Annotated in this window: 25 protein-coding genes and 1 other RNA gene; 13 read left to right on the forward strand and 13 right to left on the reverse strand. The window is 68.5% G+C overall.

The genetic code is table 11. The features are described from left to right. Positions 1-58: 58 nt before the first annotated feature. From ABNQ38_RS28030 to ABNQ38_RS28045, 4 genes are all read left to right on the forward strand, one after another. Complete coding sequence (locus ABNQ38_RS28030) at positions 59-1459, forward strand: RsmB/NOP family class I SAM-dependent RNA methyltransferase (RefSeq protein ID WP_377809070.1); 1401 nt, start codon at positions 59-61, stop codon at positions 1457-1459. A 129-nt stretch (positions 1460-1588) separates the two neighbouring features. After that, positions 1589-3097 carry a leucyl aminopeptidase gene (locus tag ABNQ38_RS28035; protein ID WP_377809071.1) on the forward strand — a complete coding sequence of 503 codons (1509 nt, stop codon included), beginning with the start codon at positions 1589-1591 and terminating at the stop codon, positions 3095-3097. 23 nt (positions 3098-3120) lie between these two features. Beyond that, complete coding sequence (locus ABNQ38_RS28040; RefSeq protein ID WP_376959722.1) at positions 3121-3570, forward strand: DNA polymerase III subunit chi; 450 nt, start codon at positions 3121-3123, stop codon at positions 3568-3570. A 99-nt stretch (positions 3571-3669) separates the two neighbouring features. Then, positions 3670-4881, forward strand: coding sequence for an ATP-binding protein (locus ABNQ38_RS28045; RefSeq protein ID WP_377809072.1), 1212 nt, complete (start codon positions 3670-3672; stop codon positions 4879-4881). Between the two features lie 61 nt (positions 4882-4942). On the opposite strand, the gene ABNQ38_RS28050 is transcribed toward ABNQ38_RS28045, so the two are convergent. Further along, complete coding sequence (locus ABNQ38_RS28050; RefSeq protein WP_377809073.1) at positions 4943-5710, reverse strand: class II glutamine amidotransferase; 768 nt, start codon at positions 5708-5710, stop codon at positions 4943-4945. A gap of 148 nt (positions 5711-5858) precedes the next feature. Continuing rightward, the gene (locus tag ABNQ38_RS28055) at positions 5859-6914 is read right to left on the reverse strand and encodes a DUF2125 domain-containing protein (RefSeq protein ID WP_377809074.1); all 1056 of its coding nucleotides are present in this window, start codon (positions 6912-6914) and stop codon (positions 5859-5861) included. Positions 6915-7044: 130 nt separating this feature from the next. On the opposite strand from ABNQ38_RS28055, the gene ABNQ38_RS28060 reads away from it, so the two are divergent. Further along, on the forward strand, positions 7045-7650 hold the full coding sequence (locus ABNQ38_RS28060) for a gamma-glutamylcyclotransferase (RefSeq protein WP_377809075.1): 606 nt from the start codon (positions 7045-7047) through the stop codon (positions 7648-7650). Positions 7651-7702: 52 nt separating this feature from the next. Next, positions 7703-9703, forward strand: a complete 2001-nt coding sequence (locus ABNQ38_RS28065) for a M1 family metallopeptidase (RefSeq protein WP_377809076.1) — start codon at positions 7703-7705, stop codon at positions 9701-9703. Positions 9704-9755: 52 nt separating this feature from the next. Here the strand turns inward: ABNQ38_RS28065 and ABNQ38_RS28070 are convergent, their stop codons facing one another. The 4 genes from ABNQ38_RS28070 to pdeM form a co-directional block, all read right to left on the reverse strand. Continuing rightward, positions 9756-10931 (reverse strand): CobW family GTP-binding protein, encoded by a 1176-nt coding sequence (locus ABNQ38_RS28070; RefSeq protein ID WP_377809077.1) that lies wholly within the window; start codon positions 10929-10931, stop codon positions 9756-9758. Next, positions 10901-11371, reverse strand: a complete 471-nt coding sequence (locus tag ABNQ38_RS28075) for a Fur family transcriptional regulator (protein ID WP_098739505.1) — start codon at positions 11369-11371, stop codon at positions 10901-10903. Before ABNQ38_RS28075 ends, ABNQ38_RS28070 begins: the two co-directional genes overlap by 31 nt. Positions 11372-11647: 276 nt before the next feature. Beyond that, complete coding sequence (locus tag ABNQ38_RS28080) at positions 11648-13120, reverse strand: cryptochrome/photolyase family protein (RefSeq protein WP_377809078.1); 1473 nt, start codon at positions 13118-13120, stop codon at positions 11648-11650. Between the two features lie 77 nt (positions 13121-13197). Beyond that, positions 13198-13935 carry a ligase-associated DNA damage response endonuclease PdeM gene (gene pdeM / locus ABNQ38_RS28085; protein ID WP_377809079.1) on the reverse strand — a complete coding sequence of 246 codons (738 nt, stop codon included), beginning with the start codon at positions 13933-13935 and terminating at the stop codon, positions 13198-13200. Between the two features lie 124 nt (positions 13936-14059). On the opposite strand from pdeM, the gene ABNQ38_RS28090 reads away from it, so the two are divergent. Beyond that, on the forward strand, positions 14060-14443 hold the full coding sequence (locus tag ABNQ38_RS28090) for a 2Fe-2S iron-sulfur cluster-binding protein (protein WP_085089807.1): 384 nt from the start codon (positions 14060-14062) through the stop codon (positions 14441-14443). 23 nt (positions 14444-14466) lie between these two features. Here ABNQ38_RS28090 and ABNQ38_RS28095 read toward each other — a convergent pair whose 3' ends face one another. From ABNQ38_RS28095 to rpsU, 3 genes are all read right to left on the reverse strand, one after another. Continuing rightward, on the reverse strand, positions 14467-16968 hold the full coding sequence (locus ABNQ38_RS28095) for a ligase-associated DNA damage response DEXH box helicase (protein ID WP_377809080.1): 2502 nt from the start codon (positions 16966-16968) through the stop codon (positions 14467-14469). A 55-nt stretch (positions 16969-17023) separates the two neighbouring features. Continuing rightward, complete coding sequence (gene panB, locus ABNQ38_RS28100; RefSeq protein ID WP_109050294.1) at positions 17024-17857, reverse strand: 3-methyl-2-oxobutanoate hydroxymethyltransferase; 834 nt, start codon at positions 17855-17857, stop codon at positions 17024-17026. Positions 17858-18077: 220 nt separating this feature from the next. Continuing rightward, complete coding sequence (rpsU, locus tag ABNQ38_RS28105) at positions 18078-18281, reverse strand: 30S ribosomal protein S21 (protein WP_012974546.1); 204 nt, start codon at positions 18279-18281, stop codon at positions 18078-18080. A 216-nt stretch (positions 18282-18497) separates the two neighbouring features. On the opposite strand from rpsU, the gene def reads away from it, so the two are divergent. Beyond that, positions 18498-19058 (forward strand): peptide deformylase, encoded by a 561-nt coding sequence (gene def, locus ABNQ38_RS28110; RefSeq protein ID WP_377809081.1) that lies wholly within the window; start codon positions 18498-18500, stop codon positions 19056-19058. Positions 19059-19082: 24 nt separating this feature from the next. Then, positions 19083-19778 (forward strand): COQ9 family protein, encoded by a 696-nt coding sequence (locus tag ABNQ38_RS28115; RefSeq protein ID WP_109050292.1) that lies wholly within the window; start codon positions 19083-19085, stop codon positions 19776-19778. 37 nt (positions 19779-19815) lie between these two features. Here the strand turns inward: ABNQ38_RS28115 and ABNQ38_RS28120 are convergent, their stop codons facing one another. From ABNQ38_RS28120 to ssrA, 3 genes are all read right to left on the reverse strand, one after another. Continuing rightward, the gene (locus ABNQ38_RS28120; RefSeq protein ID WP_377809082.1) at positions 19816-20178 is read right to left on the reverse strand and encodes a TfoX/Sxy family protein; all 363 of its coding nucleotides are present in this window, start codon (positions 20176-20178) and stop codon (positions 19816-19818) included. Positions 20179-20190: 12 nt separating this feature from the next. Then, positions 20191-20688 carry an SspB family protein gene (locus ABNQ38_RS28125; protein WP_377809083.1) on the reverse strand — a complete coding sequence of 166 codons (498 nt, stop codon included), beginning with the start codon at positions 20686-20688 and terminating at the stop codon, positions 20191-20193. Between the two features lie 77 nt (positions 20689-20765). After that, positions 20766-21126, reverse strand: a transfer-messenger RNA (tmRNA) gene (gene ssrA / locus ABNQ38_RS28130). Positions 21127-21260: 134 nt separating this feature from the next. Between ssrA and thyX the strand changes: the two genes are divergently transcribed. Both thyX and ABNQ38_RS28140 read left to right on the forward strand, forming a co-directional pair. Further along, positions 21261-22202 carry an FAD-dependent thymidylate synthase gene (thyX, locus tag ABNQ38_RS28135; RefSeq protein WP_377809084.1) on the forward strand — a complete coding sequence of 314 codons (942 nt, stop codon included), beginning with the start codon at positions 21261-21263 and terminating at the stop codon, positions 22200-22202. A 16-nt stretch (positions 22203-22218) separates the two neighbouring features. Beyond that, positions 22219-22653 (forward strand): hypothetical protein, encoded by a 435-nt coding sequence (locus tag ABNQ38_RS28140; RefSeq protein ID WP_377809085.1) that lies wholly within the window; start codon positions 22219-22221, stop codon positions 22651-22653. 23 nt (positions 22654-22676) lie between these two features. Here the strand turns inward: ABNQ38_RS28140 and ruvX are convergent, their stop codons facing one another. Next, complete coding sequence (gene ruvX, locus ABNQ38_RS28145; protein ID WP_377809086.1) at positions 22677-23213, reverse strand: Holliday junction resolvase RuvX; 537 nt, start codon at positions 23211-23213, stop codon at positions 22677-22679. Between the two features lie 76 nt (positions 23214-23289). Here ruvX and ABNQ38_RS28150 point away from each other — a divergent pair, with 76 nt between their 5' ends. Both ABNQ38_RS28150 and ABNQ38_RS28155 read left to right on the forward strand, forming a co-directional pair. Continuing rightward, on the forward strand, positions 23290-23832 hold the full coding sequence (locus tag ABNQ38_RS28150; RefSeq protein WP_377809087.1) for a GNAT family N-acetyltransferase: 543 nt from the start codon (positions 23290-23292) through the stop codon (positions 23830-23832). Positions 23833-23949: 117 nt separating this feature from the next. Then, entirely contained in the window at positions 23950-24267 is a 318-nt protein-coding gene (locus ABNQ38_RS28155; protein ID WP_377809088.1) for a hypothetical protein, read from the forward strand. The last annotated feature ends 2 nt before the right edge of the window (positions 24268-24269 follow it).

The raw sequence follows: 24269 nt of genomic DNA on the forward strand, positions 1-24269 counted from the left end.
GACGATGCGGGCGGCCGGTCCTGTTCGTCGCCGTGAGATTCCCGAGGGACAAGACGCCATGACACCCGCCGCCCGCCTCCAGGCGGTCATCGATCTGCTGACCGAGATCGACGAGACCCCTCGCCCCGCCGACGCGGTGATGAGCGCCTATTTCCGCAACCGCCGCTACATCGGCTCGAAGGACCGCACCGCCGTCGCCCAGATGGCCTACGCGATCCTGCGCCGCCATGCCCGGCTCGGCTGGTGGATCGAGCGCGGCGGCTACGAGCGTGCCACCCCGCGCGCCCGCGTCCTGGCCTATCTGCTGCTGGAGGAGAACCGCAACGCCGGCGTGGTGCTGGAGATGTTCAGCGGCGGCAAGTTCGCCCCGGCCCGCCTGACCGACGACGAGCTGGCAATGGTCGGCAAGCTGGAAAGCCACACGATGGACCATCCCGACATGCCGGAAACGGTGCGGGTGGAATGTCCGGACTGGGCGGAAGCGGCGATGCGCGCCTCGCTGGGCGACCGCTTCGGAGTCGAGATGGAGAAGCTGCTGGAGGCGGCTCCGCTCGACCTGCGCATCAACCCGCTGAAGGCCAATCAGCAGAGCGCGATCAAGGCGCTGGCCAAGGCGCAGATCACGGCGGAGACCACGCAATGGTCGCCGCTGGGCCTGCGGGTGAAGGGCCGTCCGCCGCTCGGCAGCGTCGACGCCTTCAAGGACGGTCTGGTCGAGATCCAGGACGAGGGCTCGCAGCTGGTCGCGCTGGCGGTGGCGCCGAAGCCCGGCCATCAGGTGGTGGATTTCTGCGCCGGGGCCGGCGGCAAGACGCTGGCCGTGGCGGCGCTGATGAAGAACAAGGGCCGGGTCGTCGCCTGCGACGTGCTGGACAAGCGCCTGAAGCGCGCCGCCGAGCGGTTCCGCCGCGCCGGCCTGCACAACATCGAGGCACATCCGCTGACCAGCGAGCGCGATCCCTGGGTGAAGCGCCACAAGCGCAAGTTCGACCGCGTGCTGGTCGATGCGCCTTGCTCCGGCACCGGCACCTGGCGCCGTAACCCCGACGCCCGCTGGCGCCAGCTGGGTCCGGGGCTGGAGCAACTGCTGCCGCTCCAGGCCAACATCCTCGACAGCGCGGCGCGTCTGGTGAAGCCGGGCGGGCGGCTGATCTATGCCACCTGCTCCATGCTGCATGACGAGAACGAGGCGCAGGTCGAGGCCTTCCTGCAGACCCATCACGACTTCATCGTGAAGCCGGTCGCCGAGGTCTGGGCGGAGGAGGAGACCGGCGCGCCGCCGCCGGTCGACGGTCCGTACCTGCGCCTGACGCCGGCCAAGCACGACACCGACGGCTTCTTCGCCGCCGTGCTGGAACGCCGCGCCGAGGAGACGGTGTCGGAGGAGAGCGTTTCCGACGTCGGCATCGAGCAGGGCGAGGTCGATCCCGTCGAGCTGGGCAAGGCGATCGATGCGTGAGCGAGGGGGAGGGGGCATCTCCCCCTCCCCACCCTTGACAGCCGGGGTGGCGCGCTCCTTATCGGTGGGGTAGGCTTTCCGCCGTCGAGACCATCCGGGCGCGTTCGCCCAACCCCTCAAGAGGACCAGATGAAGTTCTCCTTCGCCAAGCTGTCCCTGCCGGCCTCCGGCGTGCTCGCCGTGACCGTCGCCGCCGACCGCAGCCTCGGCCCGATCGGGCGCGAGCTGGATCAGAAGACCGGCGGGGCGCTGGCCCGCGCCATGGCCGCCGCCCGCTTCAATGGCAAGAAGGACGAGACGCTGACGCTGCTCGCCCCGGCCGGGACCGAGCTTGACCGCATCCTGCTGGTCGGCATCGGCAAGGGTGCCGACCTGACCGATCTGGTTCTCCAGTCCGCCGGCGGCGCCATCGCCGTGCAGCTGGACAAGGCCGCCGACGAGGCCGCGCTGCTGGTCGAGCTGCCGGAGGGGACCACCCTGTCGCCGGCATCCGCCGCGGCCGAGATCGCCTTCGGCGCGCAGCTGCGCAGCTACAAGTTCGACAAGTACCGCACCAACGACCGCAAGTCCGACAAGAAGGAGCCGAAGCCCAGCCTGCGCAAGCTGACGCTGCTGGTCGAGGACGACGGTGCGGCCAAGTCGGCCTTCAAGAAGCTGGACACGCTGGCCGACGCCATCCGCTTCACCCGCGATCTGGTGTCGGAGCCGGCCAACGTCATCTATCCGGAAAGCCTCGCCGAGAAGACGAAGGAGCTCGAGCAGTTCGGCGTCGAGGTCGAGATCCTCGACCAGAAGAAGCTGCGCAAGCTCGGCATGGGCGCCCTGCTGGGCGTCGCCCAGGGCAGCGCCTGCGAGCCGCGGGTCGTCGTCATGCGCTGGAACGGCAACCCGGAGGCCGACGACAAGCGTCCGGTCGCCTTCATCGGCAAGGGCGTGACCTTCGACAGCGGCGGCATCTCGATCAAGGGTGCGGCCGGCATGGAAGACATGAAGTGGGACATGGGCGGCTCGGCCACCGTGATCGGCACCATGTACGCGCTGGCCGCCCGCAAGGCGAAGGTCAATGCCGTCGGCATCGTCGGACTGGTGGAGAACATGCCGTCCGGCACCGCCCAGCGTCCGGGCGACATCGTCACCTCGGCGTCGGGCCAGACCATCGAGGTCATCAACACCGACGCCGAAGGCCGCCTGGTGCTGGCCGACTGCCTGTGGTACGCGCAGGACGTCTACAAGCCCAAGCTGATGGTCGACCTCGCCACCCTGACCGGCGCCATCATCATGGCGCTGGGCCACGAGCATGCCGGCCTGTTCTGCAACGACGACGATCTCGCCATGAACCTGACGGCTGCCGGACTGAAGGTGGGCCAGCCGGTGTGGCGCATGCCGATGGGCGACGCCTATGACAAGGAGATCGAGTCGCCGGCCGCCGACATGAAGAACACCGGCTCGGGCGGCGGCGCCGGCAGCATCGTCGGCGCGCAGTTCCTGAAGCGCTTCGTCAACGACACGCCGTGGGCGCACATCGACATCGCCGGCGTGGCCTGGGCGAAGAAGGACGGCGCCACAGTTCCGAAGGGGGCTTCCGCCTTCGGCGTGCGGCTGCTCGACCGCTTCGTGGCCGACTTCCACGAGGGTTGATCATCTGAGTGCGTGACGGAGCCATGACCGAAGTCCGCTTCTACCACCTGCAACGGCGCACGATGGAACAGGCGCTGCCCAAGATCCTGGAGAAGGTTCTTGAGCGGAACTGGCGTGCCGTCGTGTTGGCCGGCTCGGCCGAGCGGGTGGACATGCTGAACCAGCATCTGTGGACCTACGATCCCGGTTCCTTCCTGCCGCACGGGGCTGCGCGCGACGGCTTCGCCGAGCGCCAGCCGGTGTGGCTGACCGACACCGACGAGAACCCGAACAGCGCCACCGTGCTGGTCACGGTGGATGGCTGCGTCAGCGACCGGATGGATGGGTACGACCTCGTCTGCGACCTGTTCGACGGCAACGACGAGGAGGCGGTGCTGGCCGCCCGCCAGCGCTGGAAGGCCTGCAAGACAGCCGGCCACAGCCTGACCTATTGGCAGCAGACCGACCGCGGCGGCTGGGAAAAGCGTGCCTGAGCGGCGGCCTTTGACGGTGTCCGTTCATTTCCATTGCATTCGATCCGTTCAAAGGCAAAATTGATTGCCTATGCGGACGGTTCAAAGGTGCATGCTCCGATGAACAGGAGCCAGATCGACCCGGCGCTCGCGCAGCAGGTCAAGGACGCGAGCATCCTGATCGTGGACGACAACCCGTCCAACGTCGAACTGCTGCGGGAAATCCTCAGCCACGACGGGTATAGCCGGGTCCGCGGCGAGACCGACCCGCGCAAGGTGCCCGACCTCTGTGCGGCCGAGCCGTTCGACCTGCTGCTGATCGACATCCGCATGCCGCACATGAGCGGCTTCGACCTGATGGAGCGGCTGAAGCCGGTCTTCGGCGGCGATTACGTGCCGATCCTGGTGCTGACCGCCCAGACCGATCAGGAAACCCGCCGCAAGTCGCTGGAACTGGGTGCCAACGATTTCCTGACCAAACCCTTCATCGCCTGGGAGCTGCTGCACCGTGTCCGCAACATGGTGGAGATCCGCAAGCTCTACCGCCGCGCCGCCGAGCAGAACCGCGAGCTGGAACACCGGGTGTCGGAACGCACCGCCGAACTGTCGGACGCGCTGGAGGCGGCGCGCAAGGCCGACCGCGCCAAGCTGGATTTCCTGGCGGTGATGAGCCATGAGCTGCGCACCCCGCTGAACTCTATCATCGGCTTTGCCGATGTGCTGACGGGTGAGGGGATGGGCAAGCTGGGCCATCCCGATTACTTGGAATATGTGAAGCTGATCGAGGAAAGCGGCCGGTCGCTGCTGACCATGGTCAACAACATCCTCGACTATACGCGCGGCTCCACTGGCTCCATCGAGATTCAGGAAAGCGACGTCAACATCCCGCAGCTGCTGGCCGGCTGTGCCGACATGTTGGCGCCGAAGGCTATGGGCAAGCAGCTGTCGCTGACCGTCCAGCCCTGCCCGTCCTTCCGCATGCGCATCGACCGCCGGCGGCTGCGCGAGATGGTGCTGAACCTGCTGGACAATGCGGTGAAGTTCACACAGGCCGGCGGCCATGTCGCGGTGACGGTGGAGGATCGCGGCGAGTTCGTCGGGCTGACCGTGCGCGACGACGGGCCGGGCATCCCAACCGAACTGATGGGTCGCATCTTCAACCCCTTCACCCAGGCCGAACGCTCGCTGGTGCGCCAGCATGAAGGGGTCGGGCTGGGCCTGCCCATCGTGCGGCGCTTCGCCGAACTGCATGGCGGCGGGGTGGAACTGGACAGCGCATCGGGCCGCGGGACGGCGGTGACGATCCTGCTGCCGAAGGACCGGCTGCTGTAAGGGAAGGGGCGGGCGCCGGGGGCTTCCCTCCCCGATCTCCCCGGCTTAATGACCTCCCGACTCAATGAAAGGTGAACATCTCCGGCGCGGTGCCGACGCGCGCCACCAGCCCGCCGCTGGGCGGCACCGGACGCCACTGGTCGCGCTGGGAATCGACCGGTTCCGACACCACGACCAGGCCATTCTCGCCGCGGCGCCAATAGAGGCTCGGCGGCTTGTCGTCGGAGGCCCAGCGCACCGCCCACACCCGGTCACCATCGGTCCAGGTGGCGGTGAAGCGCAGCGGCGCGGTGATGTCCAGCGCCCGCATCTCGTCGCGGATGGCGTGCAGAACGCGCTGGAAGGCGCCGACCGAATCACGCTCCAACCCCTGGCCCAGGGCGGCGAGGAAGATCGCCTCGCTGTCGGTGGTGCCGGTGCGGGTGCTGTACAGCTCGTCCGGGATCATCGCCTCGACCCGGCGGCGCAGGCGAGGCCAGTCGCCGACCTGTCCGTTGTGCATGAACAGGAAACGCCCGGCCTTGAAGGGGTGGCAGTTGGCCCGGCTGACCGCGGTGCCGGTCGCCGCCCGCACATGGGCGAAGAACAGGTGGGAGCGGACATGGCTGCAGATCGATTGCAGATTCTCGTCCGACCAGGCCGGGCGGATCTCGCAATAGCGGCCTGGCTCGGTCCGCTCGCTGTACCAGCCGACGCCGAAGCCGTCGCCGTTGGTCTCGGTCTTCGCCTCCGCGGCGTGCATCGACTGTTCGATCAGGGAATGACAGGGCGTGCAGACCAGCGTTTCCAGGAACACAGGCTCGCCGCAATAGGCAAGAAACCGACACATCGACCGACGCACCATGGCAGCCGCGACAAGGACTGCGTCAATTTGACCCGATGCGTCGTGTGAAACAAGATGCGCCGGTCACGGAACCGTCACGCGCGCCGGCAGGTGTTGCATTTCCGCCGTTCGGATAGGGGCTGCCCCGTTTTTGTCACCAGACGAGCTTGGGCAGGGCGGCGACGCGCAGCGGTCCGACGAACAGGGACCGGTCCTGCACGGTGACCGGGGCGGTGACCACCGGCTCGCCGTTCGGGCCGGTCGGACGGGCCAGCATGGTCAGCACGGTCCTGGCGATGGCCGCCTCGTTCGGGCGCATCATCGGCTTGACCGCATCGAGAACCGCGGGGGCGCCACGGATTTCCGCGGTCAGCGCCGCCTGCGGCTGCAATTGGGCGTCCAGCGCCAGCGTGCCCGACAGCACCGCCCCCAGTGGACCCCAGTCCAGCGCCAGCCGGTCGACCTCGACCGTGCCGCCGTCGCGGCTCCAGGCCGACAGGCTGGCCGGCTCCGGCCGCGGCGGGGTTCCCATGACGCGCAGGGTCAGTTCGGTCCGCTTCACCTCGCGGCCCAGGTTCGGCGGCATGCCGTCGGGCAGGGTCAGCCCGTCGGCGGTCAGCGTCAGGGTCAGGCCGGCGGTCCTGCGTTCGGCCGGCGGCTGCTCCGGCTGGGCGGCGCCGATGTCCAGCGCGGCGACCGGTACCGTCTGGCCCGCGACCTGTGCGGTCAGGCCGGTGAAGCGCAGGGCGAGCCGCTCCAGCGTGCCCGACATCCGCATGGTCAGGTCGCCGTTTCCACCATTCGGGGCCAGGATGTCGACCGGCGGCTGCCCGGGCTGGACGACGGACAGGCGATGTTCGCCGGGAAAGGTGAGCGCGATGCGGGTGGGGTTCCAGGGTGCTGCCTCCGCCACCAGACGCGCGCCCTGCCACTCGGCGCCGCGCGTGGCCAGATGAGGCTTGTCCAGTTCCGCCCGCAGGGTGAAGGGGAAGCCATGGACGGTCAGTCCGCCATGCTCCACCACCGCGCCGTTGGCGCGCTGGTCGGCGACCCAGGTCTCCAGCCCGTCGCGCACGGTGCGGGCCGCCTGCCACCACCACAGCGAATAGGCCACGGCCGGCAGCAGCACCATCATCAGCACGAGGATGGTCGCGATCCGGCGGCCGGTCAGCAGGCGGCGGGGCGTGGCAGAAAGGGCTTTGGGTTGCATCGGTGGCATATCCGTTCCATCTCCGTACCGTTATAGCGACCCCGGAACCCGCATGCTAGGCTCGGTGCCTGCCGATTCGGTTCCGTTTTTCCCTGCGAATTTTCCCAGCGATCTTCCTCAGCGATCCTCAATGGCTCCCGACTCATCGCTTCCGCATCCCGCCTGGACGCACGACATCGCCGTCGAACCCGGCGCCGACCTGTGGGTCTTCGGCTATGGCTCGCTGATGTGGAACCCCGGTTTCCCCTTTGTTGAGCGGCACGCGGCGACCCTGCCGGGATACCACCGCAGCTTCTGCGTCGCCTCCCACCGCTACCGCGGGACGCCGGAGCGGCCGGGGCTGGTGCTGGGGTTGGACCGCGGCGGCTCCTGCCGTGGCATCGTCTTCCGGGTGGCGGCGGCCGATGTGCCGGCCACGCTGGATTACCTGTGGGAGCGGGAGATGGACAACCGCGTCTATCTGCCGAGAATGCTGCGGGTGCGCCTGCGCGATGGCGGGGCTGCTGAAGGGGAGGAGTCTGTCAGTGCCTGCTGCTTCATCGTCGACCGCAGCCATCCGCAATATTGCCGCGGTCTGGACGAGGCGTCGGTCGTCTGCCGCATCGCCGACTGCTGCGGCCAGCGCGGCCCCAACATCGATTACCTCGCCAACACGGTCGAGCATCTGAAGGAGCTTGGCATCTGCGACGACCGGCTGTCGAAGCTGTATGACCGGGTGCGTGGCGTTCCGGGGTGATCCGGCGGTCGTTCAGGGAGGCGGACGGCATCCTGGACAACATCCGGGCGGCGTGACGCCGCGCTGGCGCTCCGTTGTCGGGGCGACCATCTTCATGGGCATGACGATCCTGCGCATCCCGGCTCTGGCCTTCGCGGGAGCGGCACTTGCCCTGGGCGTGGTCGCCCCGGCCGGCGCCGCACCGCTGCATCACGACATCGACCTGACGCTCGATCCGGCTGCCGGACGGATAGAGGCGGTGGACCGGCTGACCCTGCCGGCCGGGGCGCAGTCCCTGCGGCTGGACCCGGCGCTGACGGTGCAGGAGGTGCGGGCCGGCGACAGGCCGGTTCCGGTGGATCGGCGCGGCGACCGCCTGAGGCTGGTGGTGCCGGAAGGGGCGGAAGCGGTGACCATCCGCTATGGTGGGCGGCTGCCGGGATTCGCCGCCGGCACCGGTCTGGCGCTGGATGGCGAGGGCGCCTTCCTGCCGGGGCTGGGCGGCTGGCTGCCCGATCCGACCTCGGCCGCCGACGAGCCGCCAAGCTGGCGCCTGTCGGTGCGAGTGCCCGCCCCCTATGTCGCGGTCGCCACCGGCCGGTTGGTTGAGGAGGAGAGTGAGGCCGGCGGCTACCGTGCGGTGTTCGCGGAGGAACGCAGCGTCGAGGAACCCTCCGTCTTCGCCGGCGCCTGGACGGTGGAGGAGCGGCCGGCCGGCCCCTTGCGCCTGCGGCTCTACCGCCATCCGGAGCAGGCGGGGCTGGCCGACGGCTATCTCGGCCTGTCGGAGCAGGCGATCGCGGCGGGGGCCGCGCGCATCGGTGCCTATCCCTTCGACGGCTTCAATATCGTCTCGGTTCCGCCTCCGGTCGGGCTGGGTTTTCCCGGCCTGACCGCCATCGGCCGGGCGGTGCTGCCGCTGCCCTTCATCCGCAGCCAGTCGCTGACCCACGAGATCATGCACAACTGGTGGGGCAACGGTGTCCGGGTGGGCGAGGGCGGCAATTGGGCGGAAGGGCTGACCACCTATATGGCCGACTATGCGGCGGCCCAGGCGCGCGGCGGCGACGCGGCGCGGGCGATGCGGCTGGACTGGCTGCGCGACTATGCCGCCCTGCCGGTGGAGCGCGACCGGCCGCTGACGGATTTCCTGTCCAAGACGCACGATGCCTCGCAGATCGTCGGCTATGGCAAGGCGGCGATGCTGTTTCACATGCTGGAGGCGGAGATCGGCCGCGACGCCTTCGACGCCGGTATCCGTAAATTCTGGAACGGCTTCGCCTTCCGCACTGCCGGCTGGTCCGACCTGCGCCGATCCTTCGAGGCGGCATCTGGCCGCGACCTCGGCGGGCTGTTCGGCCAATGGGTCGAGCGGCGGGGTGCGCCGATGCTGACCCTGGCGGACGCCCGCGCCGATGGGGACGGTGTGCTGCTGACCCTGCGGCAGGAGGCCGACGCGCCCTATGCCCTGGCGGTGCCGGTGCGGCTGGAGACGGCGGCCGGGGTGGAGGACCGCATCGTCCGTCTCGACGGCCGGCAGGCGATGCTGCGGCTGCCCGCCAAAGCGGCGGTAACGGCTGTGTCGGTTGACCCAGATTTCGACCTGTTCCGCCGTCTGGCGCCGGGGGAGGCACCGCCGATCCTGCGCGACGTCACCCTTCGCCCTCAGGCCGAGCGGGTGATCGCTGCGGATGGTGACGCGGCGGACGCGGCGCGGATGCTAGCCGGGCGGTTGATGGACGGTGCCGGGAAGGAGGGCGGCGACAAGGCCGCGCCGGTGCTGCTGGTGGGGACCGACGCTGCGGTGGCACGGGAGTTGGCGCAACGCGGTCTGTCCCCGGTGCCGACGGAACTGGCCGGACGCGGCAGTGCCAGGGTGTGGGTGTCGCGTGCGGTGGACGGCCGGACGGCGCTGGTGGTGTCGGGCACCGATGCCGAGGCCCTGCGCGCGCTGCTCCGGCCGCTGCCGCATTACGGACGGCAAAGCTGGTTGGTGTTCGAGGGGGCGAAGGCACTGGATCGCGGGGTGTGGGCCGCCGGCGACAGCCCGCTGCGCCGGGTGGTGGAGCGGTAGAAGAGGGAGCGGGGGCCACACATGCAGCGTGTATGGCGCCCCGCCTTCGACCTTATCCCTCTTTCTCTTCGCCCCAGACCAGCCCGTTGAACAGCGGTTCGATCACCGGCTGGCCGACGTCGCGGGTGATGAAGACCAGCTTGGTGCGGTGGTCGTCGCTGGGCCAATCCTCCAGACGGACCGGCGGGTGGAACATGTGCTGGACGCCGTGGACGACCACGGGCAGCTCGCTTTCCTGAACGTTCAGCAGCCCCTTCACCCGCAGCAGGTTCTCGCCGGCCTGGGCGATCAGCGCCTCCATGAAATCGACGAAGCCGTTCCAGGGAATCGGCCGGTCGATCACCATGCAGAAGGCGCGGATATGATCGTCATGGCGGTTGGCATCATGGTGATGATGCTCATGGCCACAGTCGGGACCGCAATGGTCGCCATGGTCGTGATCGTGGTGATGGCCGTGATCGTGCCCATGGTGGTCATGGTCATGATGTTCATGCGCCTTGGCCTGCTCGTCGCGATAGGCCTCCTCGCGCAGCCAGCGGGCGACGTCGGGGCTCTTGGTCTCCGGATTGTAAAGGCCGGCGTCGAACAGTTTGGCCGGATCGATGTCGCCATGGGCGGCGGGGATGACCGGGGCGGCCGGGTTGATGGCGGCGAGGCGCTGCATCAGGGCGACGGTCGCCGCCGGGGTGGCGACATCGGTCTTGGTCAGCACGATGCGGTCGGCGACGGCGGCCTGCTTCACGCTTTCCGGCTGGCGGTCGAGCTGGAGCGAGCCGTGCGCCGCATCGACCGTGGCGATGACGCCGTCCAGGCGGAAGCGGGCGGCCAGCAGCGGGTCCGACATCAGGGTGTGGATGATCGGGGCCGGGTCGGCGAGGCCGGTCGTCTCCACCACCACCCGGTCGAAATCGGGGATCTCGCCCTTCACCCGCTTCAGGAACAGGTCGCGCAGCGTGTCGACCAGATCGCCGCGGATGGTGCAGCACAGGCAGCCGCTGTCCATCAGCACCATGTTCTCCGACGCCTTGGCGACCAGCAGATGGTCGAGCCCGACCTCGCCGAACTCGTTGATGACGATGGCGGTGCGGGCCATGGCCGGATTGCGCAGCAGGGCCTGGAGCAGCGTGGTCTTGCCGCTGCCGAGGAAGCCGGTCAGCACCGAGACGGGAAGACGGGCGGGAGGGGCGGCGGGAGCGCTCAACGGGGATTCTCCTGACAGGATTTGCACAGGCCGCGCACCTCGACGGTGGGGCGCTGGACACGGAAGCCGCGCCCGGCCGCCGCGGCGTCGATGGCGGCGCCGACACCCGGATCGTCGATCTCGGCGGCGTCGCCGCAGGCCTCGCACACCAGGAACTGCCCGGAATGGACATCCCCCGGCGCGGCACAGCCGACATAGGCGTTCAGCGATTCGATGCGGTGGACCAGCCCCTGTTCGACCAGGAACTCCAGCGCGCGGTAGACGGTCAGCGGCGCCGCCGCCTTACCCTCCTGCTGGCTGAGATCCTCCAGGATCGCATAGGCGCCGCGCGGCCGGTGGCTGGACCACACCAGCTCCAGCACGCGGCGGCGCAGCGCGGTCAGCCGGGCCCCCCGCTCCGCGCAGAGCGCGTCGGCACGGGTCAGGGCATCGGCGATGCAGTGGGTATGGTCGTGAAGCGCGGACATGGGTGTTACTTTATAACACTCGGTCGGCTGTTGCAACCCGGCCAAGGGAAAAGGCGGCCCCGGGGGAGGGACCGCCTTGCCGAGTGGCGATTGTTCTTCTTGGGGCCGTCTTTTTCAAGAGCCGGGACGTGGCACGACCGCGGGGCAGGGGTCGCCGTCCTTCTCACTGGCCCATTTGGGACGGGCAGGGCGACCACACCGGGCCGCTGTGGCAGGATAGCGGCCCGGCATGACTGTTTGCGGGCGTGTCGGTGACCGTTCGATGAAGATTGCCCGTCAGTCGGCCGTCTCCGCCTTGCCCTTGCGCTCGTTGTAGAGCGCCAGCGCCCGGTCGCGCGCAACGGCATGGTCGAGGATCGGGCGCGGGTAATCGTCGCCCAGCTTGACGCCGGTCTGCCGCAGAACCTCGGTGGGTGCTGCCCAGGGCTGGTGGATCCAGCGCGGCGGCAGCCGGTCCAGTTCAGGCACATAGCGGCGGACGTAATCGCCCTCCGGATCGAACTTTTCGCCCTGCAGGACAGGATTGAAGACGCGGAAGAAGGGAGCGGCGTCGGCGCCGCAGCCGGCCACCCACTGCCAGTTGCCGGCATTCTGGGCGAGATCGCCGTCGACCAGCGTGTCCCAGAACCAGCGCTCCCCCTCCTGCCAGGGCAGCAGCAGATCCTTGATCAGGAAGGAGGCGACGATCATCCGCACCCGGTTGTGCATCCAGCCGGTTTCCCACAGCTGACGCATGCCGGCATCGACGATGGGATAGCCGGTACGCCCGCGCTGCCAGGCCCGCAGGCCGGCCGCGTCCTGGCGCCAGGGGAAGTCGGCGAAGCGGCGGTCGAGCGGGCTGTCGGGAAGTTCCGGCGCGTGGTGCAGCAGGTGATGCTGGAACTCGCGCCAGCCGATCTCGCGCAGGAAGACCTCGACTCCGGGCGCCAGTTCCGGCCGGGCGTCGGCGGCATGGCGGGCGGCGTGCCAGACCTGCCGCGGTCCGATCTCCCCGAAGGCCAGATAGGGCGACAGGGCCGACGTGCCGGGATGGTCCGGCCGGTCGCGCTCCGTTCCATAAACCCCGACCGGCCCGTCGAGGAAATCGGCGAGGCGCGAGCGCGCGGACGTCTCCCCCGGCACCCAGCGCTTGCGCAGGCCAGCGGCCCAATCGGGCTTGGCCGGCAACAGATCCCAGCTTTCGAGGGTGTCACTGGCCGTCGCGGATTTCGGCGCCTTCAGCGCGGCGGGGGCGCGGGTCGGCAGCGGCGGGTCGAGTGTGGCCGACAGATGCCGCCAGAAGGGGGTGAAGACCTTGAACGGACCGCCGCTCTTGTTCTTGACGGTCCAGGGCTCGGCCAGCAGGCCGGCATTGAAGCTGCGCGTATCGACACCGCGTGCCTTCAGCTTTTCCTTGATCGCCGCGTCGCGGGCGGTCTGGGCGGGGGCGTAGCGGCGGTTCCACAGCACGCAGTCCGCACCGGTTTCCGCGATCAGCTTTTCCAGCACCGCCCCCGGCTCGCCCCGGCGCAGCAGCAATGGAGAGCCATGGCGGGCGCAGCAGGTGGCGAGCCGCTCCAGGCTGCCATGCAGCCACCAGCGCTGCGCTCCGCCCAGCGGCCAGGGATCGCCGGTCTCCTCTTCCAGGATGTAGAGCGGGATGACCGGCGCACCGCGTTCCGCCGAAGCCTGGGCGGCGGCGGTCAGCGCCGGGTTGTCGGCAAGGCGCAGGTCGTTGCGGAACCAGACGATGATGGGAGAGGCGGACATGCACGGCGCTCGGTTGGACGTCTCCGGACCACCCGATATAGGCTGCGCTCACGCTTCGGCCAGAGCAGTCGGCAGAGTCAGCGCGCGCGGTCCGGCGACAAACGGGTGCAGGGGAAACGGTAGACCCGGCCGCGCGCCGTCATCAGCACCTCGAACCCCGGCGCCAGCAGCCCGTCGAAGGCGGCGTCCAGCACATTCAGCCCGCCGGTGAAGCTGCCGAAGGCCGGTAGGATCAGCTTGGCCCCGTCATGGGCGAAGCAGCGCTCGCGCACCCGCCGCCCGGCGAGCGCCACCGCGGCGGCCGGATGGAGGTGGCCCGACAGCTCGCCGACGGCTCCCGGCTCGGCCTCGTGCCGGAAGGTCAGCGGGCCGATGGACAGCTCTTCTGCCACCCGGCCGCCGAAGCCCTGCGGCGGTTCGGGGTCGTGATTGCCGGTGATCCACACCCAGTCGGCGACTGCGTCGGTCAGGGCGCGCAGCCGCCCGACATCCGCCGGGTCCATCCGCTCCGCCGCCCGGCGGTCGTGGAAGCTGTCGCCCAGGCACAGCACGCGCGCCGGCCGCGCCATCGCGATCAGTCCGGCCAGCCGGTCCAGCGTCGCCCGCGTGTCGTAGGGCGGCAGCATCCGGCCGCGTGCGGCGAAGGCGGAGCCCTTTTCCAGATGCAGGTCGGCGACGGCGAGGATGCCCTCCGCCGGCCACAGCAGCGCGCCCGACGGGTCGGCCAGCAGGTCGGCGCCGCGGAAGGTCAGTGCGGCGCGGCTGTCATCGCCCTGACAGCCGGAGCCGTGAGCTTGGGAGGAAGCTGACAACATTCGTTTACCGACGATCATCGGAAGTGGCCAATATCCATGAAAATATTAAGGGCATGATGTTTGCAGCCGGACGGGCCGCCGCCGTGGAGGCATGGCGGACCACAACCATACCCGGAGGATACCCATGGCCACAGTGACGTTCACCGGCCTGAACATGCCCAAGGACATGACCGTCTACGCGGTCGCCGGCGATACCGGCACTCTGCTGGCGCTGGCGAAGAAGCACGACATCCCGATCCCGTTCCAGTGCCAGGACGGCGAGTGCGGATCCTGCCTCGTCAAGGTGACCTATCTGGACGGGAAGACCCCGATGGCCATCGATCTGACCGAAAAGGAGAAGGTCACCCTGTCCGTCAACGGCAAGCTGAACCGGGACCTGCTGGAGGCGGCGGAGAACGCCCATCGTCCGCCGCCCTACCGTCTGGCCTGCCAGTTCATCGTCCGTGACGAGACCATTCTGGTCGAGTTCAGCGGCGAGCCGGGTGTGGAGCCGGAACTGCGCAAGTAACCTGCGATCGGCATGGGGCGGTGTCACAACGACAACCGTCCCTGCTGCGGGCGTCCCGTTTCCGTTTTTGCGGGCTGCGGCGGAGCCAGTTCCGGCATCGCCTCGGCCAGCAGTTCGGCCTCGGCGGCGGCGAGCAGTTCGTCGGTGGCGCTGCCGTCCACCCGCTCGCGGCCGATTTCCAGGATCACCGGCACCGCCAGCGGCGAGATGCGGTCGAGATCCTTGTGGGTGATGCGCCCGCGCACCCGTGCCAGGAAATCGGACAGGCGGCGGATGTCGGTGAGCCCGCCGGCGGCATCGGCCCGCGTCGCCCGCAGCAGCACATGGCCGGGATCGTGCTTGCGCAGCACGTCATAGATCAGGTCGGAGGAGAAGGTGACCTGCCGCCCGGTCTTCTCCTGCCCCGGATGGCGGCGGTCGATCACCCCGGCGATCAGCGCCACATTGCGGAAGGTCCGCCGCAGCATCGACGATTCGTCCATCCAGGCTTCCAGATCGTCGCCCAGCATGTCCTGGTCGAACAGCGCGTCCATATCCGTGGGAGACCGCAACGACCACACCGCCAGCACGTAATCGGTAGCGACGAAGCCCAGCGGCCCTAGTCCGAAGCGCTCCATCCGCCGGGTCAGCAGCATGCCCAGCGTCTGGTGGGCATTGCGCCCCTCGAAGGCGTAGGCGACGAGGAACTGCTTTCCTGCCTTGGGGAAGGTCTCGACCAGCAGCCCGTCGCGGTTGGGCAGGACCGAGCGGTAGCGCTGAAGCCGCAGCCATTCCTGCACATCCTCCGGCAAGCCGTTCCACTGGCGCGGATCGGCCAGCATGGCGCGCACGCGCTCGGCCAGATGGGTGGACAGCGGCAGCCGCCCGCCGGCATAGGCTGGAACCTTCGGATCGCCGGTGCCGCCCTTGGCGACCTGCGCCTCCATCTCGCGCACGCCGAGGAATTTCAGCAGCTGGCCGGCGAAGAGGAAGGTGTCGCCGGGCGTCAGGCCCTGGATGAAATACTCCTCCACCTCGCCCAGCACCGGGCCGCGGTTCAGGCGGACGCGCAGCAGCGCCTCCTGGGTGATGGTGCCGACATTCATGCGGTACTGGCGCGCCACCGCCGGGCCAGCCACCGCCATCCGGCCATCCTCGCGCAGCTTCAGACGCTGGAACCGGTCATAGCCGCCGAGCGCGTAGCCGCCGGTGGTGACGAAATCCAGCACGTCGTCGAACTCGTCGCGCGTCATCGCGGCATAGGGGGCGGCGGAGACGACCTCCTCATACAGCTCGTCGGGCAGGAAGGGGGCGGCGCAGGCCATGCCGAGCAGATGCTGGGAAAGAACGTCCAGCCCGCCCGGCCGCGGCGCCTCGCCGTCCAGCGTGTGGTCGTGCACCGCCTCCAGCGCCGCGCGGCATTCAAGAACCTCGAAGCGGTTGGCAGGCACCAGCAGGGCCCGGCTCGGCTCGTCCAGCCGGTGGTTGGCGCGGCCGATGCGCTGGACCAGCCGGCTCGACCCCTTGGGCGCGCCGATCTGCACCACGAGGTCGACCGCCGCCCAGTCGATGCCGAGATCGAGCGAAGAGGTTGCGACCACCGCTCGCAGCTCGCCGCGCGCCATGGCGCCCTCGACCTTGCGGCGCTGCTCCACCGCCAGCGAGCCATGGTGCAGCGCGATGGGCAGATTGTCGTCGTTGACCCGCCACAGCGCCTGGAACACCAGTTCCGCCTGGGCGCGGGTGTTGACGAACAGCAGGGTGGTGCGCTGGCGGCGGACGCGCTCGTAGATCTCCTTCATGGCGTGCATCGCCATGTGGCCGGCCCACGGCACCCGTTCCTGCGAGGTCAGGATCTCAACCTCCGCCTGGGCGCCGCTGCGGCCTAGCACGAGGCGCACATCGTCGGAGTCGCTTCCGTCATGCCGGCCGCGGCGCGACAGCCAGGCCAGCAGCCGTTCCGGTTCCGCCACCGTGGCCGACAGCCCGACGCGGCGGGCGGCAGGGGCGAGCCGCGACAGCCGGGCCAGCCCGAGCGCCAGCAGATCGCCGCGCTTGGTGCCGGCCAGGGCATGCAGTTCGTCGATGATGACGCAGCGGAGAGTGCGGAACAGCTTGTCGGCGTCGGTGTAGGAGAGCAGCAGCGCCAGGCTTTCCGGCGTCGTCATCAGCATGTGCGGCGGATGGGTACGCTGGCGGCGGCGCTTGGCCTCCGGCGTGTCGCCGGTGCGGTTCTCCGCCCGGATCGGCAGCCGCATCTCGGCGATCGGCTGTTCCAGATTGCGCTGGATATCGACCGCCAGCGCCTTCAGCGGCGAGATGTAGAGGGTGTGAAGCCCCTCGCGCGGTCGTTCCGCCAGTTCGATCAGCGAGGGCAGGAAGCCGGCCAGCGTCTTGCCGCCACCGGTCGGCGCGATCAGCAGCGCGCTTTCGCCCCGTTCGGCTGCCTCCACCATTGCGACCTGATGCGGGTGGGGTGCCCAGCCGCGCGACCGGAACCACGCGGCGACGTTGGGCGGGATCGAGGCAGGGGGGGATGCATCCATGGCGGCCGGACTGTACCGGAACGCCTGGAACGTAGAAAGAACGAAGTAGGGGTGGTTAGACCGCCGCCGCCTTCTTCATTCCGAAGCAATGCTCCGGTCCGGGGAAGGCGCGGGCCCGCACTTCGGCGGCGTAGGTCGCGGCGGCCTCGCTGACCGTCTCGCCCAGATTGGCGTAGCGCTTGACGAATTTCGGCTGAAAGGCGCCGAACAGCCCCAGCATGTCGTCGGTGACCAGGACCTGACCGTCGCAGGCCGGCGAGCCGCCGATGCCGATGGTGGGGATCGCCACCTCCTCGGTGATGCGGCGGGCCAGCGCCTCCATCGTGCCTTCGATCACCAGGGTGAAGGCACCGGCCTCGGCGATGGCGCGGGCGTCGGCAACGATCCGCTCTGCCGCCTCGGCATCGCGGCCGACCGCCTTGTAGCCGCCCAACGTGTTCACCGATTGCGGCGTCAGCCCGACATGTCCCATCACCGGGATGCCGCGGGCGGTCAGGAAGGCGACCGTCTCGGCCATCTCGATGCCGCCCTCCAGCTTGACCGCCTGGGCGCCGGTCTCCGCCATCACGCGGGCAGAGGCGCGGAAGGCCGCCTCCTTGCTCTCCTGATAGCTGCCGAAGGGCAGGTCGACCACCACGCAGGCGCGCTCCGACGCGCGCACCACGGCGGCGCCGTGGGCGATCATCATGTCCAGCGTCACCGGAAGCGTGCTGTCCAGCCCATAGACCACCATGCCCAGCGAATCGCCGACCAGCAGGATGTCGACATGTGGGTCGAGCAGCCGGGCCACCGGGGCGGTGTAGGCGGTCAGGCAGACAATGGGCTCGCCCCCCTTGCGGGCGCGCAGCGCCGGGACCGAATGGCGGGCGGTGAGGTTGGAAGCGCTCATGATCGGGCCTTTCCAAGGCTGGATGCAGCGGGCCGAAGGGGGGCGGTCCAGCTCGCTGACCATTCAATACGCTTGGCCGACGCACAGTCGAACCAAGAAAAATGGCGCAGATACACCAAAACCGCCCTCGCGAGGTTCGCGGGACGGTCGGGTGCAAGACACAAGGGGTCTTGGGCGCGCATCACACGCGCCCTTCGCAGTCGCTAAGCGCGACCGACGATTAATAGCCCTCGCGTTCCATCCGCTTGCGGAGCAGCTTACGGGTGCGACGCACCGCTTCAGCCTTCTCACGCGCACGCTTCTCCGAGGGCTTCTCGTAGTTACGGCGGAGCTTCATTTCACGGAAAATGCCCTCGCGCTGCATCTTCTTCTTGAGCGCGCGGAGGGCCTGATCGACGTTGTTATCTCGGACCAGAACTTGCACGTTAACCGTCACCCTTCCAAGTGAAGCATGTTGCGCCAAGGCAACAAATAGGCATGCGCGGCGGGCGCACCCCTTGTGTGGGCGCAGTGTGTAGCACGCCCCATCGCCTTTGTGAAGGAGAGTCTTCGGTTCACCAGCATAAGCCCGGCCATAAGCCCTGTTGGGAACCACAGGAAACGGTTGCCCCGGCCGTGCCCGCACTCCAGATATAGAGACATGCCAGTGCTTCCAATCGCCCGGATGGGCAATCCCGTACTCCGCAAGATCGCGGAGCCCATCGCCGACCCGACCGATCCGGCAGTCGCCCGGCTGGCGGCCGACATGATCGCCACCATGCTGGACGCGCCCGGAGTCGGCCTTGCCGCTCCGCAGATCTCCGAGCCGCGCCGGATCGTCGTCTTCCGCGTCCCCGCCGACCGTGGCGAGGGGGAGGAGGTGGCCAACACCGTGCTGGTCAATCCGGTGATCGAGCCGCTGACCGACGAAAAGGTCCTGGGCTGGGAAGGCTGTCTGTCGATTCCGGGCCTGCGCGGGCTGGTGCCGCGCTACAAGCGCATCCGCTACCGTGGTTATGGCCTCGACGGCGCCCGGATCGAGCGGGAGGCTTCGGGTTTCCATGCCCGTGTGGTCCAGCACGAGGTCGACCACCTGGATGGCGTGCTCTATCTTGATCGCATGGACGATCTACAGCTCCTGGTCTGCACCGAGGAGATGCATCACCTCAACGCCGCGCTGGCCGCGGCGACTCGTGACACCGACGCGCCGTCCCGGACCTGAGGGCCGGCGCAGGGAGAGTTTGCTATGAGCATCGACACGCTTCGCGACGAGATCCTGGTGGCGAGCCTGCCCAACGTCGTTTTCGACGGCTGGAGCCTGCAGTCCCTGCGCGACGGCACCCAGACGGCGGGACATGAGCCGTCGGCGCTGTTGCGCGCCTTCCCCGGCGGCGTCACCGATGCGGTGGAGCATTTCGCCGACTGGGCCGACCGCCAGATGCTCGACCGGCTGGAGGCCCAGCCGCTGGCCGAGATGAAGGTGCGCGAACGCATCTCGCTCGCCGTCCGCACCTATTTCGAGGTGCTGGAGCCGTACCGCGAGGCCAAGCGCCGGCAGCTGTCCTATCTGGCCATGCCGCAGAATGTGGCGCTCGGCCTGCGGCTGCTTTACCGCACGGTCGATGCCATGTGGTTCGCCGCCGGCGACAGTTCGACCGACTACAACCACTACACCAAGCGGGCGCTGCTGGCGGCGGTGGTCAGCTCCTCCACCTTCTATTGGCTGGACGACAAGTCGGACGACCATGCCGAGACCCGCGCCTTCATCGACCGCCGTCTGGCCGACGTGATGGCGGTGGGCAAGGCGACCTCGTCGGTCGGCAAGCTCGGCTCGATGCTGAACCTCATCCCCAACCCGCTGCGTTTCGCCCGCCAGATGCGCCAGCGCACCACCGGCGCCCAGGCGAGCAACGCCACGGTCCATATGGCCGAGAATATCTGAGGGGAATACGCCCTCTCCCGACGCGGGAGAGGGCGCTTTATGTCCGCTTTGCCTTGGCGGCCTTCTTCGCCGCCGCCCGCAACGCCGCCTCGAACCCCGACCGGGCCCAGGGCAGCAGTTCATCGCGGTCGTCGAACGCCGAAGCGGGAGGCGGGTAGTAGGACAGGGTGGTGGGTTTGTCCGGCATCGGCCGGAAGGGCTCCAGGCCCAGCTCCGCGAAGGACGCGCGATTCACGTCATCCGCCTTGAAATAGAGAATTTCGTCGGCGATTAGCGCGAAGGTCAGCCCGTCGATGGACAGGCCGTAGCCGCCGAACATGCGGCGCACACGCACGTCGCCCAGCGGCGCCAGCATCTCGTAGAGTGTCGCGACATACTCGCTGGGCGGCTGGGCGGGCATCAGTTCGGAAGGTTACTTCTTGCGGAAGGCGTCCAGGGCCACGACCTCGCCACGCTTCGGCTCTTCGGCCGGGGCGCTTTCCTCTGCCTTTTCCTCTGCACGCTCGACGGCGGCACGGGGCGGCATGGTCGCGACCTCCGCCGATTCGGCGGCGGCAAGCGGCTGGAACTGGAGGGCGAAGTTCACCGACGGGTCGGCGAAGGTGGTGATGGCGGCGAACGGAATCACCAGCCGCTCATGCACGTTGTTGAAGCTCAGCGTGACCTCGAAATGATCGTCCGTCACGTCCAGCCCATAATACTGGAACTGGAGGACGATGGTCATCTCGTTCGGATACTGCGAGGACAGGTAATCCGGAATGTCGACACCGGGGAAGCCGGTGCGGAAGGTCAGGTAGAAATGGTGATTGCCCGGCAAGCCGCGCTCGGCAACCTCGGTCAGCGCGTCGCGGACAACGCCGCGCAACGCGGTTTCGACCATCCGGTCATAGCGGAGCTGCTCTTTCGGCATGCTTGGGCGGGTCCCTGGTAACGCGATCGGTCTTGCGTCCCGCCTTGGCCAAGGGCCGGCACGAAACGCTGGGAAGAGGTGTGGGCCTTCTGTTGCTAGGCGGCCCACGGCCCCACCCTTAGGCGCTAACCCTCGGGGATTAGGTTTAGGCTACCAGCCGCCGTTAGGCAGCGAGGCGAGCCTGAGCAACGTTGTCGTTGGCAACTATTGCAACGGCCCGATAACGGCGGAACCATGCCGAGCGAAAACCATGCCTTTACTACGCGTGTCGATCCTGTTTCGCCCCCAACGACCCCGGTCAACGAGTCCGGTGTATGGTTGGTGGAGGCGCCGGGTACCGCCCCCGGGTCCACAACGCTTATTCCACAAGGCGTTTATCGCCATAGTCGGCGAACCGACGTCGCGAATATAGGCACTCCCGCCCGGCAAGGGAAGGGCCTGTGTGACGTGATCGCCAAATGCGTAGGTATCGAGCACCTCCGCAGAGCTTCCCCCGCATGAGGACGGATTGTCCCGTTCCCGTGCCGCGCGCCGTCTGGTAAGACTGCCGGCTTCGTAACCCCGGAGTCACCATGCCGATCACGCCCGAGCAGCGCGACGAAATCGATCGCCTGCGCGCCGTCACCGCCACCACCCGCCGCGCCACCGTCCCGGCCCTGGAGGACATCCTCTATCAGCCGCTGGAGGTGCTGGACCACGGCTTCGTCCGCGTCATCGACTATATGGGCGACGATGCTGCGGTCGTGCAGGCGGCGCGCGTGTCCTATGGCAAGGGCACCAAGAAGGTCAGCGAGGATTCCGGCCTCATCAAGTATCTGATGCGCCATCGCCACTCGACCCCGTTCGAGATGTGCGAGATCAAGTTCCATGTGAAGCTGCCGATCTTCGTCGCCCGCCAGTGGATTCGCCACCGCACCGCGAACGTGAACGAATATTCGGCGCGCTATTCCATCCTCGACCGCGAGTTCTACGTGCCGGCGCCGGAACAGCTGGGCGCCCAGGCCGTGGTCAACCGCCAGGGCCGCGGCGACGTGCTGGAGGGCGAGGAGGCCGCCAACGTCATGCGGCTGCTGCGCGAGGATTCCGAACGCGCCTACAGCCATTATGAGGAGATGCTGAACAACCGCGAGGACGGTTCGGTCATCGATCCTTCCCGCCAGGGGCTGGCGCGCGAACTGGCGCGGATGAACCTGTCGCTGAACTACTACACGCAATGGTACTGGAAGGTCGATCTCCACAACCTTCTGCATTTCCTGTCGCTGCGCGCCGATGCCCATGCCCAGTATGAGATCCGCGTCTATGCCGACGCGATGCTGGACGTGGTGAAGCGTTGGGTCCCGGCGGTCTACGAGTCCTTCACCGAATACCGCATGGGCGGCGCCCACCTGTCGCGCACCGGCCTGGGCGTGGTGAAGCGCCTGCTGGCCGGCGAGCCGGTGAGCCAGGAGGCCAGCGGCCTGTCCAAGCGCGAGTGGCGCGAACTGATGGACCAGCTCGGCCGCAGCGAGTCGTAAGAGGGGAACCAGGACGATGACGCCGGATCAGGCCGAAAGCATCTATCGCCGAGGCCTGATCGCCGCGCAGGCCGGCCGCTGGGCCGAGGCGCAGGAGGCGATTGCCCAAGCCATCATCGCCCGTCCCGGCGTCGCCGTCTGGTGGGCCACCTATGGGCTGGTGATGGAAAGCCAGGGCGATCTGCCGGGTGCGGTGCAGGCTTTTGCCGGGGCGCTGAACCTCGACGGCGATCTCGCCATGGCGATGGACGGCCTGCTGGCGGCGGCGGAGGCGCTGGCCGCTGCCGGCCACGCCGATCTGGCGGAGGGCTGTTACTGTCGCGCGCTGGCGCTGACCCCCGGCACGCCGGCCGCTCTCGTCAAGGCAAGCTCCCTGATGTTGGTGCAGGGGGTCGACCCGTCCAAGCTGCTGCGCCGTGCAGCGCTGCTTCGGCCTGAGCGCCAAGCCTGACTGGACCTCCGCCGGGGCCGCGGTCAGTCCCGGTCGTCGTAGTCTGCGTCGTCGTCCTCGTCCGCTTCGGCGGCGAGGCGGCGCTGGTTGGCCAGCATGTCGAGCGCGCCCTGGAGGATGTAGGCGGCGGCCATCTTGTCGACCACCTCGTCCCGGCGCTTGCGGGTCATGTCGGCCTCGCCGATCATGAAGCGCTCAACGGCGGAGGTCGACAGCCGCTCGTCCCAGAAGGCGATCTCCGCCTCCCAGCCCAGCAGGTCGGAGCGCTCCAGCAGATTGTTGGCGAAGGCCCGCACCGACTCGGCGCGCGGCCCTTCCGTCCCGTCCATGTTCAACGGCAGCCCGACCACCAGCCCGCCGATGCCGTAATCGCGGATGGTCTTGCCCAGCTCGCGTGCGTCCTGGGTGAATTTGGTGCGCTTCAGCGTACCGATGGGAGATGCGACGATCAGTCCGGGATCGGCCACAGCCAGCCCGACGGTCTTGGTGCCGACGTCAAGGCCAAGCAATCGTTGGTTTTTGCCCAGCCGGGCCGCGAGTTCGGAGAGGGTGTGAATCATCGCCCGACCATAGGGCCGCGGCCTTGTCACCGCAAGATCGCTTGAGTTGATCTCAAAGATACTTACTCTTCTAAGTATGAGCAGTCCCCTCTCCCATGCCGTCCTGTCGCACCGGCCGCTTGCCGACGCCGACATCCCCACGCTCTGCGGTTTTGCCCGCACGGCCGAGGAACTTTATTTCCTGTTTCCGCAGGCGGTCTGGCCGCTGACCCCGGATCAGGTCCGGGCGACATTGGGCATCCGCCGCGATCCCACCGTCGTCACCCTGGCGGAGAACGGGCGGGAGCGTGTGGTCGGCTACGCCAACTACGCCACCTTCGAGGACGGCCGCACCGCCAGCATCGGCAATGTCAGTGTCGATCCGGCCCTGCGCCGGCGCGGCATCGCCGAATATCTGGTGCGGACGATGATCGACCGCGCTTTCGACCATCACCGCCTGCCCGAACTGACGCTCTACTGCTTCAACACCAACACGCCGGCCCTGCTGCTCTATGCCAAGCTGGGCATGGCGCCCATCGCGCTGGAGACGCGGGTGACGCCCTGGGGCCAGCCGGTCGCGCTGTTCAAGCTGAGCGTGGATCATGCGAGCTGGTGTTCGGCCGCTCCCATCGCCGCCTGACCTTCCGAATATTTAATGATTGGGCCGCTGGCGGGGCGGGACGTGAGGCGTATAGTCGGTCGCCTGTGGACGCGGCTGCCCCGGACGGGCGGCCCGAACCATCGACGGAGCGGACGGATGAGCAAATTGGGCGCGGATGCGAACCGGCGTGCGGTGCTGGCCGGACTTGTCGCCGGCGGTGCCGGACTGTTTGCCGCCGGTGGGGCGAAGGCGATCACCGCGCAGTCCAGTTCGGATTACGGCGCCATGCTGGATGCCGCCTGCGGCGCCAGTGCCGACCACAAGCGCCAGATCGCCGCGGTGGAGACGACTCTGGGCGCTCTTCTCCCCGACGCGCGGGTGGTGGAGGCGTTGCAGCGCACCCAATGCCCGTCCTGCGGATGCCCGCTGGCGCTGTCCGCCGGGCTTGCGAAAGGCGATGCCGGCGCCTTCTGAGC

Source organism: Azospirillum sp. A29 (assembly GCF_042604625.1).
Lineage (GTDB): Bacteria > Pseudomonadota > Alphaproteobacteria > Azospirillales > Azospirillaceae > Azospirillum > Azospirillum palustre.